We start from the raw sequence: 17,023 nt of genomic DNA on the forward strand, positions 1-17,023 counted from the left end.
AAAGTGATTACCGAATGAAACTAAAAAAGCACATTTTCATTCTGTCCGGATTATTTATTGCGATCGCTGTGATCGTCTTTTTTTCTTTTATGAAGAAAATAGAGAACTTTGCTGATCAAGAGATTAATCTTAGCCAGGAGCTTATATTTACGGTGCCGGCGGGAACTGGGCGCACTGGACTGCAAGCCTTACTGACCCAGTACAAATTGATTGAAGATAGTCAATTATTGCCATGGCTGTTTCGCTTTAAACCAGAGTTGGCAAAGTTCAAGGCTGGCACTTACCGTTTGCAAAAAGGGATGTCTTTGAAGTCTGTCCTGCAACTGTTTGCTAGTGGCAAAGAAACTCAGTTTACCATTCGCTTTGTTGAAGGCAGCCGTTTATCTGATTGGTCTAAAATATTGCAAAATGCGCCATACTTAAAGCATGAAATAGAAAATAAGACGCCGAAAGAGCTGCTTAATGCTTTAGGCATGAAAGAAGGCGAGTCACTGGAAGGTTGGTTTTATCCTGATACCTATTTGTATACAGCAGGCACGAGTGACTTGGAGTTGCTTAAACGAGCACATAACAAAATGAAAACAGTCGTCGGGCAGGAATGGGAAAACAGGGGAAAGAACCTGCCATATAAAAGTGCCTATGAAATGTTGATCATGGCCTCTATTATTGAAAAAGAGACGGCAATTGAATCTGAACGAACCAAAGTTGCCTCTGTATTCGTGAATCGTCTACGGTTAAAGATGAAACTGCAAACTGATCCAACAGTGATTTATGGATTGGGAGATAAATATGTGGGTACGATTTTTCGCAGTAATCTCAACACATTTACACCATACAATACGTATATGATTGATGGGTTGCCACCAACCCCTATTGCCATGTCAGGTTTGGCTTCAATTAAGGCCGCAGCACATCCCGCTGTCACAGAATATTTATATTTTGTGGCGAATGGCGATGGCGGGCATACATTCACCACCAATCTGGTAGCACATAATAAGGCAGTAAGTCTTTATCGCCAAAGGTTAAAGCAGGATAAATGAGTAGCAAATTTATTGTAATTGAAGGGCTTGAGGGTGCTGGAAAAACAACGGCAATCCAAACAGTGGTTGAAACCTTGAAACAGCAAGGTATTTCTGATTTGGCTCTTACCCGTGAACCTGGCGGGACGCCGTTAGCAGAAAAATTACGTGAGCTGATTAAACAAGGGGTTGAAGGAGAATCACTGACAGATAAAGCAGAACTATTAATGTTATATGCTGCCAGAGTTCAATTGGTAGAAAATATTATCAAGCCAGCTTTGATAAAGGGAACGTGGGTCATTGGTGATCGTCATGATCTCTCATCTCAGGCTTATCAGGGAGGAGGCCGGGGCATCGATCAGCACTTGATGGCGTCACTACGCAGTGCTGCATTGGGCGATTTCTCTCCAGATTTAACCCTTTATCTTGATGTACCACCAGAAGTGGGCTTACAACGTGCTCTTGAGCGCGGTGAATTGGATCGGATTGAAAAGGAGTCCTTAGACTTTTTCCACCGCACTCGTACAAAATATCTCGAACTTATGGCGAAAGATGACAGTATCAAAAAGATTGATGCGACCCAGCCACTGGAAAAAGTGCAGGGTGATATTCGCCATACCTTACTTGCCTGGTTAAAGAACATTGACTAAAAGCACAGGAAATTCAGACAAGAACTGGTATCCGTGGCTCAATCATGCATACCGTCAGTTAGTTGAACTCCATCAACAGGGGCGTGGGCATCATGCTATTTTGCTTCATGCTCATGCAGGAATGGGGGCTGATGCATTATTGTATGGTTTGAGTCGCTGGTTAATGTGTCAGAATAAACAGGGCATTAAAAGCTGTGGCAAATGCCACGGCTGTCATTTGATGTTGGCAGAAACTCATTCTGACTGGCATGTTCTTGCACCTGAGAAGGGAAAAAATGTCATTGGGGTAGATGCAGTCCGTCAGCTCAGTGAGAAGCTCTATGAATATTCTCAGCAAGGGGGAGCCAAAATTGCCTGGATCACATCCGCAGAATCCCTGACTGATGCTGCTTCTAACGCCTTATTGAAAACGTTGGAAGAACCGCCGCAAAACACCTATTTCTTGTTGCAATGTCATAGCCCTATAAATTTGCTGGCAACACTACGCAGCCGCTGTTTTTACTATTTTGTGCCAGTCCCTGAAGTCTCGACGGGGCTTTATTGGCTACAAAAACAGCTTCCAGCGATATCCTCTTTGGATGCACAAACAGCATTGAAACTTTCTCAGGGAGCGCCGTTGGCCGCGGAGCAACTACTCCAAACTGAAAAATGGCAGCAGAGGAATTCACTTTGCCAGGCGATTGAACAGGCATTGCATAAATGTGATACCCTGACACTTTTACCATTACTGAATCGTGATGATGTGCTGCAATCTTTGCATTGGTTGATCAGCTTATTATCCGATGCAGTAAAATGGCGGCAGCAGGCGCAGAATTACTGTATCAACCAAGATCAGCAGGTTTTGATTCATTATCTTGCTTCTCGCCAAAGTATGGAAACATTATTAAATACAGTTGATGACTGGGTACATTGTCGTCATCAATTATTATCTGTGGTGGGAGTCAATCGGGAATTGTTGTTAACGGAACAATTACTCAATTGGGAAAGGCAATTTTGTCCCGCACAGTAACTTAGTTAGATACGAGCCTATTATGTTTTTAGTTGATTCACATTGTCATCTCGATTGCCTTGATTATGAAACGCTGCACCAAAGTGTAGATGATGTTGTGGCGAAAGCGGCCAAACGGGATGTGAAGTATATGCTGGCGGTGGCAACCACGTTGCCTGGTTTCCGGCAAATGAAGGAATTGATTGGTAAGCGGGAAAACGTCGCGTATTCCTGTGGCATCCACCCATTGAATTTGGATGAAGGTTACGATTTCGAAGAGCTTGCCCGACTGGCTGCGGATGAAGAAGTCGTTGCAATGGGGGAAACTGGCCTGGATTATTATTATCAGCAAGAAAATGCTGAACTCCAGAGAACTTCATTTCGTGAACATATTCGCATTGGCCGTGAATTAAATAAGCCAGTGATTGTGCATACCCGTGACGCAAGAGACGATACATTGATGGTTTTGCGGGAAGAAAAAGTCCAGGATTGTGGTGGCGTGTTGCACTGTTTCACGGAAGATAAAGAAACGGCAAAGGCGCTGCTGGATTTGGGTTTTTATCTCTCTTTTTCTGGTATTGTCACCTTCCGTAATGCCGAACAGATCCGTGAAGCGGCAAGATATGTGCCACTGGATCGCATTCTGGTGGAAACCGATTCACCTTATCTGGCGCCGGTTCCCCATCGTGGCAAACAAAATCAGCCAGCTTATGTACGTGATGTTGCTGAATACATGGCAGTATTGAAAGGTGTCAGTATTGATAAATTGGCGGCAGTGACGACCAGAAATTTTTGTGAACTGTTTCATATCGATATTAAAGAAAACTAAGTTAGCTGTGCCACACTGTGTCTTTAGGTCTCATAACAAACAGGAGAAGTAAAATGGCAGAAGAAACTATTTTCAGTAAAATCATCCGTCGAGAAATTCCTTCTGATATTATTTATCAGGATGATTTGGTCACGGCATTTCGTGACATTTCCCCTCAGGCACCAACCCATGTTTTGATCGTACCCAATGTATTGATCCCAACGGTTAATGATGTTACTGCCGATCATGAACTGGCCTTAGGACGTCTGTTTACCGTAGCTGCGAAAATAGCAAAAGAGGAAGGCATTGCAGAAGATGGCTATCGCCTGATCATGAACTGTAATCGCCATTCTGGGCAGGAAGTTTTCCATATCCACATGCATTTAGTCGGTGGCCGTCCATTGGGACCGCTATTAGCAAAATAATAACCTAATTTGTGAATATCGGTACAAAGTAGTGATGTAACTGGAGTAGATTAATGAAAAGAATTCTCTTTGTTATGTTATCAGCAATGTTGCTGGCGAGTTGTGTCGTTCCAGAAACACAGCTGCCTGCTCCTGTTACACCGGTGGAGCCAGAGAAAAAACCGGAGTCGTCGGTAGGACCATCAGAAAAAGTGCCCCAGCCGCCTAAAATTCAATCTATTAATTGGGGTCGCATTGTTCAGCCGTTAGTTGATCAGATGGTTAATGCTAACGGTGTGGAAGCGGGAAAATTACTGTTGGTTGATTCTGTCAAGAACAACACTAATGGCTCATTGCGAACTCTGAAAGCCACAGATGCGATTACGAATGTCATCAGCAATAAACAGGTTTTTCAGGTTGTATCAAAATCTCAAGTCCATTTAGCCAGACAGGCGCTGGGGTTATCATCGGAAGATAGCCTGGGGTTGCGCAGTAAATCCATTGGATTGGCACGTTATTTAAATGCCGATTATGTTCTCTATTCTGTTGTCTCCAATAATCATGGTCAGCGTGACCTGGAGATGCAGTTAATGCTGGTGAAAACTGGCGAAATACTCTGGTCAGGCCGTGGTGACATTAACTAATGGCAACGTTTTGCTCAGGGTGTTGTGTCAGTTATGGCCTGATATTCCCGCCGACTCTTGGGAAATTAGGCCATTAACGGGTTTGACACAGGGAAGTTACTATATTGCTGCTAATACAGCTACAAATGAAGTGCATCAGATGGTTGGACGCGCCCAAACACCGCATAGTGAAATGCTCGGCGTGGATCGTCAACGAGAAAATCAGATCTTGCGGCGATTATCTTCCACCGGTATTGCGCCTAAAGTAGTGGCTATGCACGGAACCTGGCTGTTGCTTGAGTGGTTCACTGGAACAAAAGTAAAACCCGACACATTGGGTCAGCCGGTTTTACTGCAATCATTGGCCCAAACGCTTGCTATTCTTCATAGCCATTCTCCATTGGGTTATCTCCTTCAATTAAAAAAACAAATTGCATTCCAGTGGCAGCAGATTGACAGAAGACGCTTATCTCCTCGTTGGTTACGTCTGCACAAATTTTTTATGGTGAGTAGAGTACCCACCGCACTAAAGATAGCTCCGGCTCATATGGATGTTCACCCTGATAATCTATTAATGACTGAAAAAGGGTTAAAATTGATTGATTGGGAATATGCTGCGGATGTCGATATCGGCTTTTCACTGGCTGTATTATTCAAGGTAAATCAATGGGATGAGGTGAAGCAAAAAACTTTTTTAGATTATTATTGTACCCAGGCATCAGGATATTCAGATATCCACTTATTGCAGCAACAAATTAAGCGATGGGAACCGTGGGTCAGTTATATGATGTTAATGTGGTATGAAGTGCGCTTGCAGCAGACAAGAGAACAACAATTTTTATCGCTGGCACATCCCTTACGCCAGGCATTTAAATTGTCGTAATGAATCTAATAACCAATATAAAGAGAAGTGAGGAAGGCTATGGGGCCAGTAATGTTAGATGTTGTTGGCTATGAATTGGATAACGAAGAACGCGAAATTTTACAGCACCCATTAGTGGGTGGCTTAATTTTGTTTACCCGCAATTTCCACGATACAGAACAATTACGTGAATTGGTTCGCCAAATCCGCGCAGCTTCCCGCCACCGTTTGGTGGTTGCTGTTGATCAGGAAGGAGGACGGGTTCAGCGTTTTCATGAGGGGTTTACGCGTTTACCTGCGGCACAATCTTTTGCTTGTGTACATGACATGCTTATAGGAGCACATCTGGCAAAAGAGTCTGGTTGGTTAATGGCATCAGAAATGATCGCAATGGATATCGATATCAGCTTTGCGCCAGTATTGGACTTGGGACATAAATGTACAGCAATTGGTGAACGTTCATTCCATGAAGAGCTTGAACCTGCGATGGTAATGGCGGAAAAATTTATCCAAGGAATGCATTCTGCGGGCATGAAATCGACGGGGAAACATTTTCCGGGACATGGCGCCGTGACGGCAGATTCCCATAAGGAAACACCAAGGGATAACCGTTCCATGGATGCCATTAGTTGCCATGATATGGTGATTTTCCGCGATTTTATCCAACGTCATCTGCTGGATGCAATTATGCCTGCTCACGTTATTTATCCTCAGATAGATCACCGACCTGCAAGCGGTTCACCCTATTGGTTGAAAACCATACTTCGTGAGCAATTAGGATTTAACGGCGTTATTTTTTCCGATGATTTGTCGATGGAAGGCGCCGCCGTGATGGGCAGTTATGCTGAACGGGCTAAAGCATCATTAGATGCCGGTTGTGACATGATTTTAGTGTGTAACAATCGAGAGGGAGCAGTTAGTGTGCTGGATAACCTGCCGATAATTGAATCACCTAAAGTCAAACAGTTATACCATCAAGGCAAACAATTTAGTTTGGAAGAATTACAGCAATCTGAACGTTGGCAAAAGGCTAACCAGACGTTACAGGGTTTGTGTGAACAATTTTTGTGATTGATGTCTAATTAATCAAAAGAATTTAGTTGTGACTGTTTTTGGTATGACCAACTGACCTGCCATGATATTCTGGTGATATTTGCAATATGAAATTTGTTTAGCTTGAAGTTATTTAAGGACGTTATTCAAGGTTTTTTACTCAAAGAAATGAACTTAACGCCTTACATAACATTATGTTGTATTTTCAGTGGGGTATTCATGACAACGCCAAAGACAAGAATTGTCATCATTGGTGGGGGCGCTGGTGGTTTAGAGCTAGCAACGCGTTTGGGACACAAATTAGGGCGTAAGAAAAAAGCCGAAATTACTTTGGTGGATCGCAATAATAGCCATTTATGGAAACCACTATTGCATGAAGTTGCAACGGGGTCTCTTGATGATGGTGTTGATGCATTGAGTTATTTAGCTCATGCAAGCAACCATTATTTTAATTTCCAGCTAGGTACACTCACGAATATCAATCGTGAAGGGAAAAAAATTACTCTGGCTGGGATCAGTAATGAAGATGGTGATTTGTTGATACCAGAACGTGAACTGGCTTACGACATTCTTGTCATGGCATTGGGCAGCCAATCTAACGATTTTGGTACGGCTGGTGTGAAAGAAAATTGTATTTTCCTTGATAACCCGCAACAGGCACATCGTTTCCACAATGAAATGTTGAACTTGTTCCTGAAATATTCTGCAAATCACCGTGCAGAAGAAAAAGTGAATATCGCGATTGTTGGTGGTGGTGCGACGGGTGTAGAGCTTTCCGCGGAACTTTATAATGCGGTTAAGCAACTTAACAGTTATGGCTTTGAAAGCCTTAATACAGATGCCCTTAACGTGACGTTGGTTGAGGCAGGGGAGCGTATCCTGCCTGCGTTGCCGACACGCATTTCCAGTGCAGCCCATCAAGAGCTGACTAAATTGGGTGTTAAGGTATTAACCAAGACAATGGTGACCAGTGCTGATGAGCATGGGCTGAATACCAAAGAGGGTGAGCAGATCAAAGCTTCCTTGATGGTTTGGGCTGCGGGAATTAAAGCACCTGACTTTATGAAAGATATCGGTGGATTGGAAACAAACCGTATCAACCAATTGGTTGTAAAACCAACTTTGCAAACCACACGGGATGATCATATTTTTGCCATTGGGGATTGCGCATCATGCCCGAAACAAGAGGGGGGTTTTGTTCCTCCTCGTGCGCAGTCTGCTCACCAGATGGCAAGCCGTTGTTATGCCAATATCTTGGCATTATTGAATGAAAAACCATTGAAAGAGTATGTTTACAAAGATCATGGTTCATTGGTTTCCTTATCCAAGTTCAGTACTGTTGGTAGTCTGATGGGGAACTTGATGCGTGGTTCAATGATGATTGAAGGCCGTATTGCCCGTGTGGTTTATATCTCTTTGTATCGTATGCATCAGGTCGCTCTGCATGGATATATTAAAACAGGTTTGATGATGCTGGTCGGAGGAATTAACCGCGTTATTCGTCCACGCCTGAAGTTGCATTAATTAGCCCCCAAATGGCTCATCTTGACGTAATTAATTGAGGTGGGTCATTTACCTGTTCATTATATTTATTATTATACATATCATAATTATTCTTCTCTAAAGTCAACCTGGTTATTTACTATAATGAATAAAACTGTATTTGAATCAAATTTGGCTCTCATTTTAATTCATTATTGTTATATGTGATAATTTTTTTAAAGTAATGCTCCATAATTATATTGATATGTTATACAAGATAGATTTAATTGACTTAGTTATGCATACCTACCTAATAGAGAATCAAATAATTTATCAGCAGATTTAATTAATCGTTATAATAAAGCCTGTTTTAGTTAGGTTACCTTGGTATCACAATTTTACTACAGTCTGTAGGATCAGGTTCTTAGGTGGTATATCATTTATTTTTTGTGTTGTCTGTACTTTTTATGTGGCAACTTTTTATGTGATATGAAGAGAGAATATCACATAAATCTTCATGTACTAACTCTTAATGAAATAGGTATAGAAGCTGTTTTTTTCGTAAAGTCAACACTGAAATTATTCACAATAATAAATGACCACATGGATAAGTGCTTAATGATTTTACTGACTTAATGGAATAGGATTTTTCTCAATAATGAACGTAGCGCACTTTTAGTTTATTTAAAAATAGTTGCGAAATATTCTTTTAATCAAATTGTGTGGAAAACTATTAATATATCAAGGTGCTATGTGGTTAAGCTAACGATAAGACAGTATGTAATGAGTTCTATAATGACTATTATCGCTATTGCCATCATTGGTAAAGCGGCGACGTTCTATTTTGAATCTCCACGCCCCCGCGTTGCGCATGTATTATCTTCGGAACCTATCAGATCAACGGTTGTTTTTCGTCAATCCTATTGTCATATTGCAGTATTTCCCATTCCTGTTACAGTAAAAGGTATTGCGCATAATCATTTGATTAAATATGAGTATCGTATTTTAACTCTTATTAACCACTTGAAAATTAATAGAAAATACCCTGCTTTAATCCACTCGGCGTTAAAAAACTGTATAGAAATTCATTTTAAGAAACCACGTGTTGTTGCCTATGACGTAAATTATGTTATTGGTGAGCAACCAGGAAAAGTTAGGATAGAGTACAAACCCAATGACTCCATCCCTTTAAATGAGAAAGGACAATTGATCCTGAAATCGTATTCACAACAATGAGTTTCTTTGACTTCTTAACTGAAAGTAAAAAGGATTGCACTTTTTCGCGTTTAGTTCGCATTAAGTTGTAATTTGGCGGACTGGGCAAAATAGTGCAATCTGTGACATTACTTTTTTATCGCTCAAGTGGCTTGATTAGGCATCACTTTTGTGTAGATCGAAATTTTCTAATAATTGCTGGATAAACGATAAACGAGTAGCCCGCTCAATTAATTCAGTCATAAATTTCAATTTATAGGGTCCATCCAATCGGTAAATATTGGGCTGTGTTTGTAACAAACTAATTAGATAATTCGGATCGACTTTATTATTACTACCAAATTCAATAAAACCACCTTTTTCATGTGCTTCAATGCGTTTGATACCGAGTTGTTGAGCGATCAAGCGAATAGCAGCGGATTGCAGCAGCTGGCGTCCTGAATCGGGTAGAATACCAAATCGGTCAATAAGTTCGACTTTCAGTTCATCCAATTCGAGATTATTTTGTGCGCTGGCAATGCGTTTATAGAAAGATAAGCGTATGTTGACATCTGGAATATAGTCATCAGGTAAAAGCACAGGCATACGCAATTCTATCTCAGTCTGGTTGTTGGTGAGATCTTCAAGAGAAGGCTCCCGCCCATTTTTAAGGGCATCAACGGCACTTTCCAATAATTCCATATAGAGAGTGAAGCCGATGCTGGTCATCTGCCCACTTTGGTCTTCACCCAACAATTCGCCAGCCCCCCTAATTTCCAAATCGTGGGTAGCCAATGCAAAACCAGCCCCCAGATCTTCGAGAGATGCAATGGCTTCAAGCCGTTTTTGTGCATCGCCGGTCATGGCTTTTGGATGTGGCGTCAGCAAATAAGCATAGGCCTGATGATGGGAGCGCCCGACACGCCCACGTAATTGGTGTAATTGGGCCAGGCCAAAATGATCGGCACGTTCAATGATAATGGTATTAGCACTGGGAATATCGATACCCGTTTCGATGATAGTGGTACATACCAGAACATTAAAACGTTGACGATGGAAATCCGTCATAACGCGTTCCAGATCACGCTCACGCATTTGCCCATGTCCCACAACAATTCTGGCTTCGGGAACCAACTCTTCCAGTCGGTTTTTTGCCTTTTCGATATTTTCAACATCATTATATAGATAGTAAACCTGCCCGCCGCGCAAAATTTCACGCAGGATAGATTCACGTATCACCAGGCTATCATATTCACGTACAAAAGTTTTTACTGCCAGACGACGGGCAGGGGGAGTGGCGATAATGGAGAGATCGCGTATGCCACTCATTGCCATATTAAGCGTACGAGGGATTGGGGTGGCGGTGAGTGTCAGGACATCAACGTCTGCCCGAATAGCTTTGATACGCTCTTTATGGCGAACGCCGAAACGATGTTCCTCATCAACGATCAACAAACCGAGATCTTTCCAGCCCAAATCACTTTGCAGCAGTTTATGAGTACCAATAATGATATCTACTTTGCCCTCCGCTGCCATATCAATGACCTGCTGTTGCTCTTTTGCACTACGAAAGCGTGACATAACTTCAATATGCACAGGCCAATTTGCAAAGCGATCGCGGAAGTTATCATAATGCTGCTGTGCCAATAAGGTGGTTGGCACAAGAACGGCGACTTGCTTATTATTGATGACGGACAAGAACGCGGCACGCATTGCTACTTCTGTTTTGCCAAACCCGACATCACCACATACCAGCCTATCCATAGCAATAGGTTCGCACATATCATCAAGTACTGCATTGATGGCCTGTTCTTGATCCGGTGTTGTGTCAAATGGAAAACTTTGGCAGAACAGCTGGTACTGTTCGCGATCGTTTTGGAAAGCAAAACCCGGTTTGACGGCCCGTTGTGCGTAAACATCCAGGAGTTCGGCCGCAACATCACGCACCTTTTCAGCCGCTTTCTGACGCGCCTTGTTCCATGCCTCTCCACCCAATTTATGCAAGGGAGCGCTTTCCTCAGCACCACCCGCATAGCGACTGATGAGATGAAGGGAAGAAACAGGCACATACAATTTATCTTTTCCGGCATAAGTCAGGATAAGATACTCTGCCTTAATGCCACCCGCTTCTAATGTTATAAGCCCCTGATAGCGCCCAACGCCATGTTCAAGGTGAACAACAGGTTGTCCATGCCGTAATTCAGCGAGATTACGGATCAATGTATCGGTATTAATTGTGCGCCGATTATCCTGGCGACGACGGCTGACACGTTCGCCAAGCATGTCACTTTCACAAATCAGAGCGAGATTGTTATCTTCATCAACGAAACCTTGCTCTGCGGCACCAACCATCAAATAATATCCAGAAGTACTGGCATCGGTTAGCTGGTCTATTTTTTTCGGTTTGATTTTGATGCGAGATAATAATTCTTGTATGGATTCCCGGCGTCCTTCACTTTCCACTGAAAACACGATCTTGCCACTGAATTGCTCCATAAAACGGCGTAATTTATCCAATGGCTCTTTTTGCTGTGCAGCAACCGATAAATCAGGTAGAGAATGATAGGCTAAGTTGGTATTCCTGGCTTTTTGGGGAAGAGGTTCATTATCAACTTCAATACGAGGCCAATTTTTCAATCCTGAGAATAGTGTATTGACAGGCAACCAGAGCTGTTCAGGCGCGAGTAACGGGCGCATAGAATCAACTTTGCGGCTTTCAAAGCGTTGTTGGGTATCTTGCCAGAAACGTTCCGCAGCACTGACCAAATTCTGGGTAATCAACAGGGTATTTTCGGGCAGATATTCAAAGATGGCAGTTAAGGGGTGTTCAAAAAACAACGGCTGCCAATATTCAATGCCAGCAGGTAGCATTTTTTTACTGACTTGCTGATAAATATGTTCAGCATCACGACGGACTTCGAACTGTTCGCGCCATTGGCTGCGAAACCGCTCAATCGCATTTTGGTCGGTTGGGAATTCATGGGCTGGCAATAGATTGATCTTTTCCACTTCGGCCAGTGTGCGTTGGCTATCCACATCAAAAGTGCGCAGGCTGTCTATCTCATCATCAAAAAAATCAATGCGATAAGGATATTCGCTGCCCATAGGGAACAGATCAAATAAGGCTCCGCGTGTAGCAAATTCGCCATGTTCAAGTACCTGTTCAACACTGCGATAACCCGCTTGTTCCAGCTCTGCCCGCAGTTTATCACGTGAAAGACGTTGCCCCTTGTGCATGACTAATGCATGTCCTTTGAGATAATCGTGGGGGCAGACACGTTGCATCAAAGTGTTGACGGGAAGGATTAATGCCCCTTTCGTCATAAAGGGTAAGTGATAAAGCGTGGACAGGCGATTGGAGATAATTTCTTGGTGGGGAGAAAAACTATCGTAGGGCAAAGTTTCCCAATCTGACATAGTGTTTATTGGCACGTCGGTGAACTGTTGAATTTCATCACGCAATCGTAGGGCATTTTGCATATCTCTGGTCACCAGCAGTATTGGCCCTGGGTGACGTTCAATGATTTCGGCGCATTCAACGGCACAGGCTGCACCTGTTAAATGGCCTAAGTAGCGGGTATCGCCGCGGCTTTCAGGAAGTTGATAACGGTATTTTGCTGACATAAGCGTTTGATGTGTTCTCTAAGATTCAGTCCATTCCCAACACATTTTTAACCCAGTAGCCTTACAATAAATACGCTGGCAGGTTGAGAGAAAGTAAAAAAAACCACAGAACCGGGATACGGGTGGTTCCATAAAGTATTGCTACCCTTTATTATCCTCGAACACTTTGCTTTGGCAACAGGGGCGTAACAGATTTCATGTTTCAATCTGTCTCATTATTTATAGGATTGCGCTATATGCGCGGGCGGGCGGTCGATAAATTTGGCCGTTTTGTTTCATGGTTGTCAGCGATTGGCATTACGTTAGGCGTAGCGGCCTTGATTACAGTATTGTCAGTCATGAACGGTTTTGAGCGTTCATTAGAAAGTAGCATCCTGGGCTTTATGCCGCAGGCTATCATTACATCGGAAAAAGGCTCTATCAACCCGGTTGAACATCCGAATAGCCAGCTTGCGGGATTAAAGGGGGTTAATCGCATGACCTCCATCGTACAAGGGGATGTGGTGCTACAGAGTCTCCACAATGTGGGTGTTGGTGTCATGTTAGGCATTAATCAGGACGAATATGCGCCATTGGCAGAACATCTTGTTAATGTTGATCGAAGCCAACTCCAACCCGGACGTTATTTTGTCATTCTGGGAGAAAAATTGGCGGCCAGATTAGGGGTAAAACGGGGTGATCAAATCCGTATTATCGTGCCGAGTGCCAGCCAGTTAACACCAATGGGCAGAATTCCCAGCCAGCGTTTATTCACGGTAGCGGGTACATTTTTCGCCAACAGTGAAGCCGATGGTACGGAAATGCTAGTTAATCAACAGGATGCGGCCAGATTGTTGCGTTATCCCATTGGTAATATTACCGGCTGGCGTTTGTTCCTCAATGAGCCATTATCAGTAGATGAGTTAAGCCAGCAAATCTTACCAAATGGGTTGATATGGAAAGATTGGCGCGAACGCAAAGGGGAATTCTTTCAGGCGGTTCGCATGGAGAAAAATATGATGGGGTTATTGCTGAGCCTGATCATTGCCGTCGCTGCTTTTAACATTATTACCTCTCTCTCTCTATTGGTGATGGAAAAACAGGGTGAAATCGCTATCTTGCAGACGCAAGGGCTGACCCGCCGTCAGGTGATGGCTATTTTTATGATCCAGGGAGCGGGAGCCGGCATTATTGGTGCTGTATTGGGAACGGGATTGGGAATATTGCTTTCCAGTCAGTTAAATAACCTCATGCCGATTATCGGCCTGCTGGCTGAGGGCATTCAGTTACCTGTTGCGATTGACACTACGCAAGTGATACTGATCGCCCTCAGTGCCATGCTGATCTCTTTAATCTCGACGCTGTACCCTTCCTGGCGCGCGGCTGCTACCCAACCTGCTGAGGCTTTACGTTATGAGTAATCACCCTTTATTACTGTGTCACCAACTGTGCAAAAAATATCAGGAAGGAAAAATTTCGACAGAAGTATTAAAGAATGTCACTTTTTCCCTGCAACAGGGTGAAATAATGGCCATTGTTGGGAGTTCTGGCTCTGGTAAAAGTACCCTTTTGCACTTGCTTGGTGGTTTGGATTCACCTACGACTGGTGAGGTTCGGTTCAAAGGACAATCACTCAACCAAATGTCTTCGTCTGCGCGGGCAGAATTACGTAACAGTGAAATTGGTTTTATTTATCAGTTTCACCATTTATTGCCTGATTTTACTGCATTGGAAAATGTGGCGATGCCGCTCCTGATTGGTGGTCAAAAACGCCGTTCTCAACAAAAAGCGCTGGATATGCTGGCGGCGGTTGGGTTGGAAAATCGGGCACATCACCGGCCATCTGAGCTGTCAGGGGGAGAGCGCCAACGTGTCGCAATTGCACGGGCACTGGTAAATGAACCGTCATTGGTATTGGCGGATGAACCCACGGGTAACCTTGACCAACAAAATGCAGACAGTGTGTTTCGGCTCCTGCAAGAATTGAACCAACAGCAAGGCACTGCGTTTCTCGTTGTCACCCACGATCTGAAATTAGCTAATCAACTGGCTCGTCAGGTAGAAATGCGTGATGGGTATTTACAGGATGAATTAACCCTGACGACGGGGGAGAGGTAATGGTAAATCTGCCTCTTGCATTATTTACCGCATTACGATTCAGTCGGGGCCGACGTCGTTCAGGAATGGTTTCCCTGATCTCGGTCATTTCGACGCTGGGTATCATGCTGGGTGTCGCGGTGCTGATTATTGGCCTGAGTGCCATGAACGGTTTTGAACGAGAACTGAAAAACCGGATACTTTCCGTCGTGCCACATGGACAAATTTATGCTGTGGAGCAGCCTTTTCAGGATTGGGAAACCGCCCTTAAGCGGGTAAGGGGAACGTCAGGTATTGCCGGAGCCTCTCCCTATATTGAGTTTACTGGCCTGATGGAACGCGGTGAAAAACTTCATGCTATACAGGTACGTGGTGTTGATCTGGATACCGAGATGAAGGTGAGTACTTTACCCCAGTTTGTGCGTAATGGGGCATGGAAAACATTCAGGGCAGGAAAAAATCAGGTGATTTTAGGGCAGGGAGTGGCTCATGTACTGCGCGTGAAACAAGGTGATTGGGTGACTGTCATGATCCCCAATAATGATGCAAGCCTGAAACTTTTGCAGCCTAAACGTATCCGTTTACAAGTTGCGGGTATTTTCCAGTTAAGCGGCATGTTAGATCACAGTTTAGCCCTTGTTCCTTTGCCTGATGCCCAGAACTACCTGGATTATGGTCATGCAATAACAGGTATTGCCATTAAAGCAGATAATGTTTTTGCCGCAGAACAGCGTGTGTGGGATGCAGGTAACGCTACGGGAAAATATGTCTACATCAGCACGTGGATAAAAGATTATGGTTATATGTACAACGATATCCAGATGGTGCGTAGCATTATGTATTTGGCGATGGTTTTGGTTATTGGTGTAGCTTGCTTTAATATCATTTCAACACTGATTATGGCTGTGAAGGATAAAAGTAGCGACATCGCCATCCTACGTACACTGGGTGCCAGGGATAGCCATATCAGGGCAATTTTTTTATGGTATGGATCACTGACAGGCATGATAGGTAGTATAACCGGTGTCGTTGTCGGGGTTTTCACATCATTAAATTTGACGACTATCATTAAAGCATTGGAAAAGCTGCTTGGACATCAACTCCTTTCAGGAGATATCTATTTTATCGATTTTCTGCCGTCAGAATTGCATCTTATGGATGTGTTTTATGTTTTGTTAACGGCATTAGTATTAAGCTTGTTGGCGAGTTGGTATCCTGCTCGTCGGGCCAGTAAACTTGATCCAGCGCGAATTTTGAGTGGGCAATAGAATATTGGGGTATCAACGCGTATCTAAGCACGCTATCGTATCTCGTTGAATCGGTAAAATGGATCGGCTGAAAGAACAAACTAAAAACACATTAAGGAAATAATCTATGCGGGTTCTTCATCGGCACAGTAAATTTTACCGAATCAGGCGATTACGGCGACAGCGATTACATAGACAAAACTTTTACAGGGATATCCGATTGGCAAATAAAATAGAAAAACCTTATGTGGTAGTACTGACGGGGGCAGGCATTTCTGCTGAATCAGGCATTCAAACATTTCGCTCTTCTGATGGCCTGTGGGAAGAACATCGTGTCGAAGATGTTGCGACGCCAGAAGGTTTCCAGTGTGATCCTGATCTGGTTCAGGCATTTTACAATGCACGTCGAAAGCAGCTACAGCAACCTGACATCCAGCCTAATGCTGCACATTATGCTTTGGCGGAACTCGAACGTGAGTTTGGTGACCGTTTTTTATTGGTGACACAGAATATTGATGATCTGCATGAACGAGCGGGAAGCCGTCGGGTTCTGCATATGCACGGTGAATTACTGAAAGTTCGGTGTTGTCAATCAGGGCAGGTAGTTGAATGGACGACTGATCTCACTATGGAAGATCGCTGCCATTGTTGTCAGTTCCCGTCCCCATTGCGCCCTCATGTGGTGTGGTTTGGGGAAATGCCATTGGGGATGGAACCGATTTATTCTGCTTTAGCTGATGCCGATATCTTTATTGCTATCGGAACATCGGGCCACGTTTATCCGGCAGCGGGGTTTGTGCATGAGGCTAAATTGTCTGGGGCGCACACTGTTGAGTTGAATCTTGAACCTAGCCAGGTCGAGAATTTGTTTGATGAAAAACATTATGGGCATGCCAGTAAAATAGTGACGCAATATACCCAATCCTTAATTCAGCAGATAAAGGCAGATAAAAGCTGATTTGACGCAATACCAACGCTATCCATTTTTTCCAT

The 17,023-nt window shown here is 43.6% G+C and carries 15 protein-coding genes; 14 read left to right on the top strand and 1 reads right to left on the bottom strand.

From position 1 onward, the window contains the following. Positions 1-14 precede the first annotated feature (14 nt). From mltG to umoD, 10 genes are all read left to right on the top strand, one after another. On the top strand, positions 15-1,040 hold the full coding sequence (gene mltG, locus ACSJJG_RS07350) for an endolytic transglycosylase MltG (RefSeq protein ID WP_481088960.1): 1,026 nt from the start codon (positions 15-17) through the stop codon (positions 1,038-1,040). After that, complete coding sequence (tmk, locus tag ACSJJG_RS07355) at positions 1,037-1,669, top strand: dTMP kinase (protein WP_481088961.1); 633 nt, start codon at positions 1,037-1,039, stop codon at positions 1,667-1,669. The genes mltG and tmk overlap by 4 nt, the downstream gene beginning before the upstream one ends. Beyond that, on the top strand, positions 1,662-2,678 hold the full coding sequence (gene holB / locus ACSJJG_RS07360) for a DNA polymerase III subunit delta' (protein ID WP_481088962.1): 1,017 nt from the start codon (positions 1,662-1,664) through the stop codon (positions 2,676-2,678). The genes tmk and holB overlap by 8 nt, the downstream gene beginning before the upstream one ends. A 22-nt stretch (positions 2,679-2,700) precedes the next feature. Beyond that, positions 2,701-3,486: a metal-dependent hydrolase gene (locus ACSJJG_RS07365; RefSeq protein WP_481088963.1), complete on the top strand. Its 786-nt coding sequence runs from the start codon at positions 2,701-2,703 to the stop codon at positions 3,484-3,486. 53 nt (positions 3,487-3,539) lie between these two features. Then, a complete protein-coding gene (gene hinT, locus ACSJJG_RS07370; RefSeq protein WP_047767386.1) occupies positions 3,540-3,890 on the top strand; it encodes a purine nucleoside phosphoramidase in 351 nt (116 codons plus the stop codon). A gap of 53 nt (positions 3,891-3,943) precedes the next feature. After that, the gene (lpoB, locus tag ACSJJG_RS07375; RefSeq protein ID WP_481088964.1) at positions 3,944-4,513 is read left to right on the top strand and encodes a penicillin-binding protein activator LpoB; all 570 of its coding nucleotides are present in this window, start codon (positions 3,944-3,946) and stop codon (positions 4,511-4,513) included. Beyond that, on the top strand, positions 4,497-5,375 hold the full coding sequence (locus ACSJJG_RS07380) for a phosphotransferase (RefSeq protein ID WP_481088965.1): 879 nt from the start codon (positions 4,497-4,499) through the stop codon (positions 5,373-5,375). The genes lpoB and ACSJJG_RS07380 overlap by 17 nt, the downstream gene beginning before the upstream one ends. A 39-nt stretch (positions 5,376-5,414) precedes the next feature. After that, positions 5,415-6,425 (top strand): beta-N-acetylhexosaminidase, encoded by a 1,011-nt coding sequence (gene nagZ, locus ACSJJG_RS07385; protein WP_481088966.1) that lies wholly within the window; start codon positions 5,415-5,417, stop codon positions 6,423-6,425. Between the two features lie 201 nt (positions 6,426-6,626). Continuing rightward, positions 6,627-7,931, top strand: a complete 1,305-nt coding sequence (locus tag ACSJJG_RS07390; RefSeq protein WP_481088967.1) for an NAD(P)/FAD-dependent oxidoreductase — start codon at positions 6,627-6,629, stop codon at positions 7,929-7,931. Between the two features lie 711 nt (positions 7,932-8,642). Further along, positions 8,643-9,125, top strand: coding sequence for a UmoD family flagellar biogenesis regulator (umoD, locus tag ACSJJG_RS07395; RefSeq protein WP_481088968.1), 483 nt, complete (start codon positions 8,643-8,645; stop codon positions 9,123-9,125). A gap of 135 nt (positions 9,126-9,260) precedes the next feature. On the opposite strand, the gene mfd is transcribed toward umoD, so the two are convergent. Then, on the bottom strand, positions 9,261-12,707 hold the full coding sequence (gene mfd, locus ACSJJG_RS07400) for a transcription-repair coupling factor (RefSeq protein WP_481088969.1): 3,447 nt from the start codon (positions 12,705-12,707) through the stop codon (positions 9,261-9,263). Between the two features lie 197 nt (positions 12,708-12,904). On the opposite strand from mfd, the gene lolC reads away from it, so the two are divergent. The 4 genes from lolC (at position 12,905) to cobB (ending at position 16,988) form a co-directional block, all read left to right on the top strand. Beyond that, positions 12,905-14,107, top strand: a complete 1,203-nt coding sequence (lolC, locus tag ACSJJG_RS07405; RefSeq protein ID WP_481088970.1) for a lipoprotein-releasing ABC transporter permease subunit LolC — start codon at positions 12,905-12,907, stop codon at positions 14,105-14,107. Then, positions 14,100-14,804: a lipoprotein-releasing ABC transporter ATP-binding protein LolD gene (gene lolD / locus ACSJJG_RS07410; RefSeq protein ID WP_481088971.1), complete on the top strand. Its 705-nt coding sequence runs from the start codon at positions 14,100-14,102 to the stop codon at positions 14,802-14,804. Before lolC ends, lolD begins: the two co-directional genes overlap by 8 nt. Next, positions 14,804-16,051 carry a lipoprotein-releasing ABC transporter permease subunit LolE gene (gene lolE / locus ACSJJG_RS07415; RefSeq protein WP_481088972.1) on the top strand — a complete coding sequence of 416 codons (1,248 nt, stop codon included), beginning with the start codon at positions 14,804-14,806 and terminating at the stop codon, positions 16,049-16,051. The genes lolD and lolE overlap by 1 nt, the downstream gene beginning before the upstream one ends. Positions 16,052-16,157: 106 nt before the next feature. Next, positions 16,158-16,988 carry a Sir2 family NAD+-dependent deacetylase gene (gene cobB / locus ACSJJG_RS07420; protein ID WP_481088973.1) on the top strand — a complete coding sequence of 277 codons (831 nt, stop codon included), beginning with the start codon at positions 16,158-16,160 and terminating at the stop codon, positions 16,986-16,988. The last annotated feature ends 35 nt before the right edge of the window (positions 16,989-17,023 follow it).

It is taken from the genome of Xenorhabdus sp. SGI 60 (assembly GCF_056632175.1).

Coding starts and splice junctions, on each gene's coding strand:
- mltG (WP_481088960.1), top strand. CDS start 15: ATGAAACTAAAAAAGCACATTTTCATTCTGTCCGGATTATTTATTGCG.
- tmk (WP_481088961.1), top strand. CDS start 1,037: ATGAGTAGCAAATTTATTGTAATTGAAGGGCTTGAGGGTGCTGGAAAA.
- ACSJJG_RS07365 (WP_481088963.1), top strand. CDS start 2,701: ATGTTTTTAGTTGATTCACATTGTCATCTCGATTGCCTTGATTATGAA.
- hinT (WP_047767386.1), top strand. CDS start 3,540: ATGGCAGAAGAAACTATTTTCAGTAAAATCATCCGTCGAGAAATTCCT.
- lpoB (WP_481088964.1), top strand. CDS start 3,944: ATGAAAAGAATTCTCTTTGTTATGTTATCAGCAATGTTGCTGGCGAGT.
- nagZ (WP_481088966.1), top strand. CDS start 5,415: ATGGGGCCAGTAATGTTAGATGTTGTTGGCTATGAATTGGATAACGAA.
- ACSJJG_RS07390 (WP_481088967.1), top strand. CDS start 6,627: ATGACAACGCCAAAGACAAGAATTGTCATCATTGGTGGGGGCGCTGGT.
- mfd (WP_481088969.1), bottom strand. CDS start 12,707: ATGTCAGCAAAATACCGTTATCAACTTCCTGAAAGCCGCGGCGATACC.
- lolC (WP_481088970.1), top strand. CDS start 12,905: ATGTTTCAATCTGTCTCATTATTTATAGGATTGCGCTATATGCGCGGG.
- lolD (WP_481088971.1), top strand. CDS start 14,100: ATGAGTAATCACCCTTTATTACTGTGTCACCAACTGTGCAAAAAATAT.
- lolE (WP_481088972.1), top strand. CDS start 14,804: ATGGTAAATCTGCCTCTTGCATTATTTACCGCATTACGATTCAGTCGG.
- cobB (WP_481088973.1), top strand. CDS start 16,158: ATGCGGGTTCTTCATCGGCACAGTAAATTTTACCGAATCAGGCGATTA.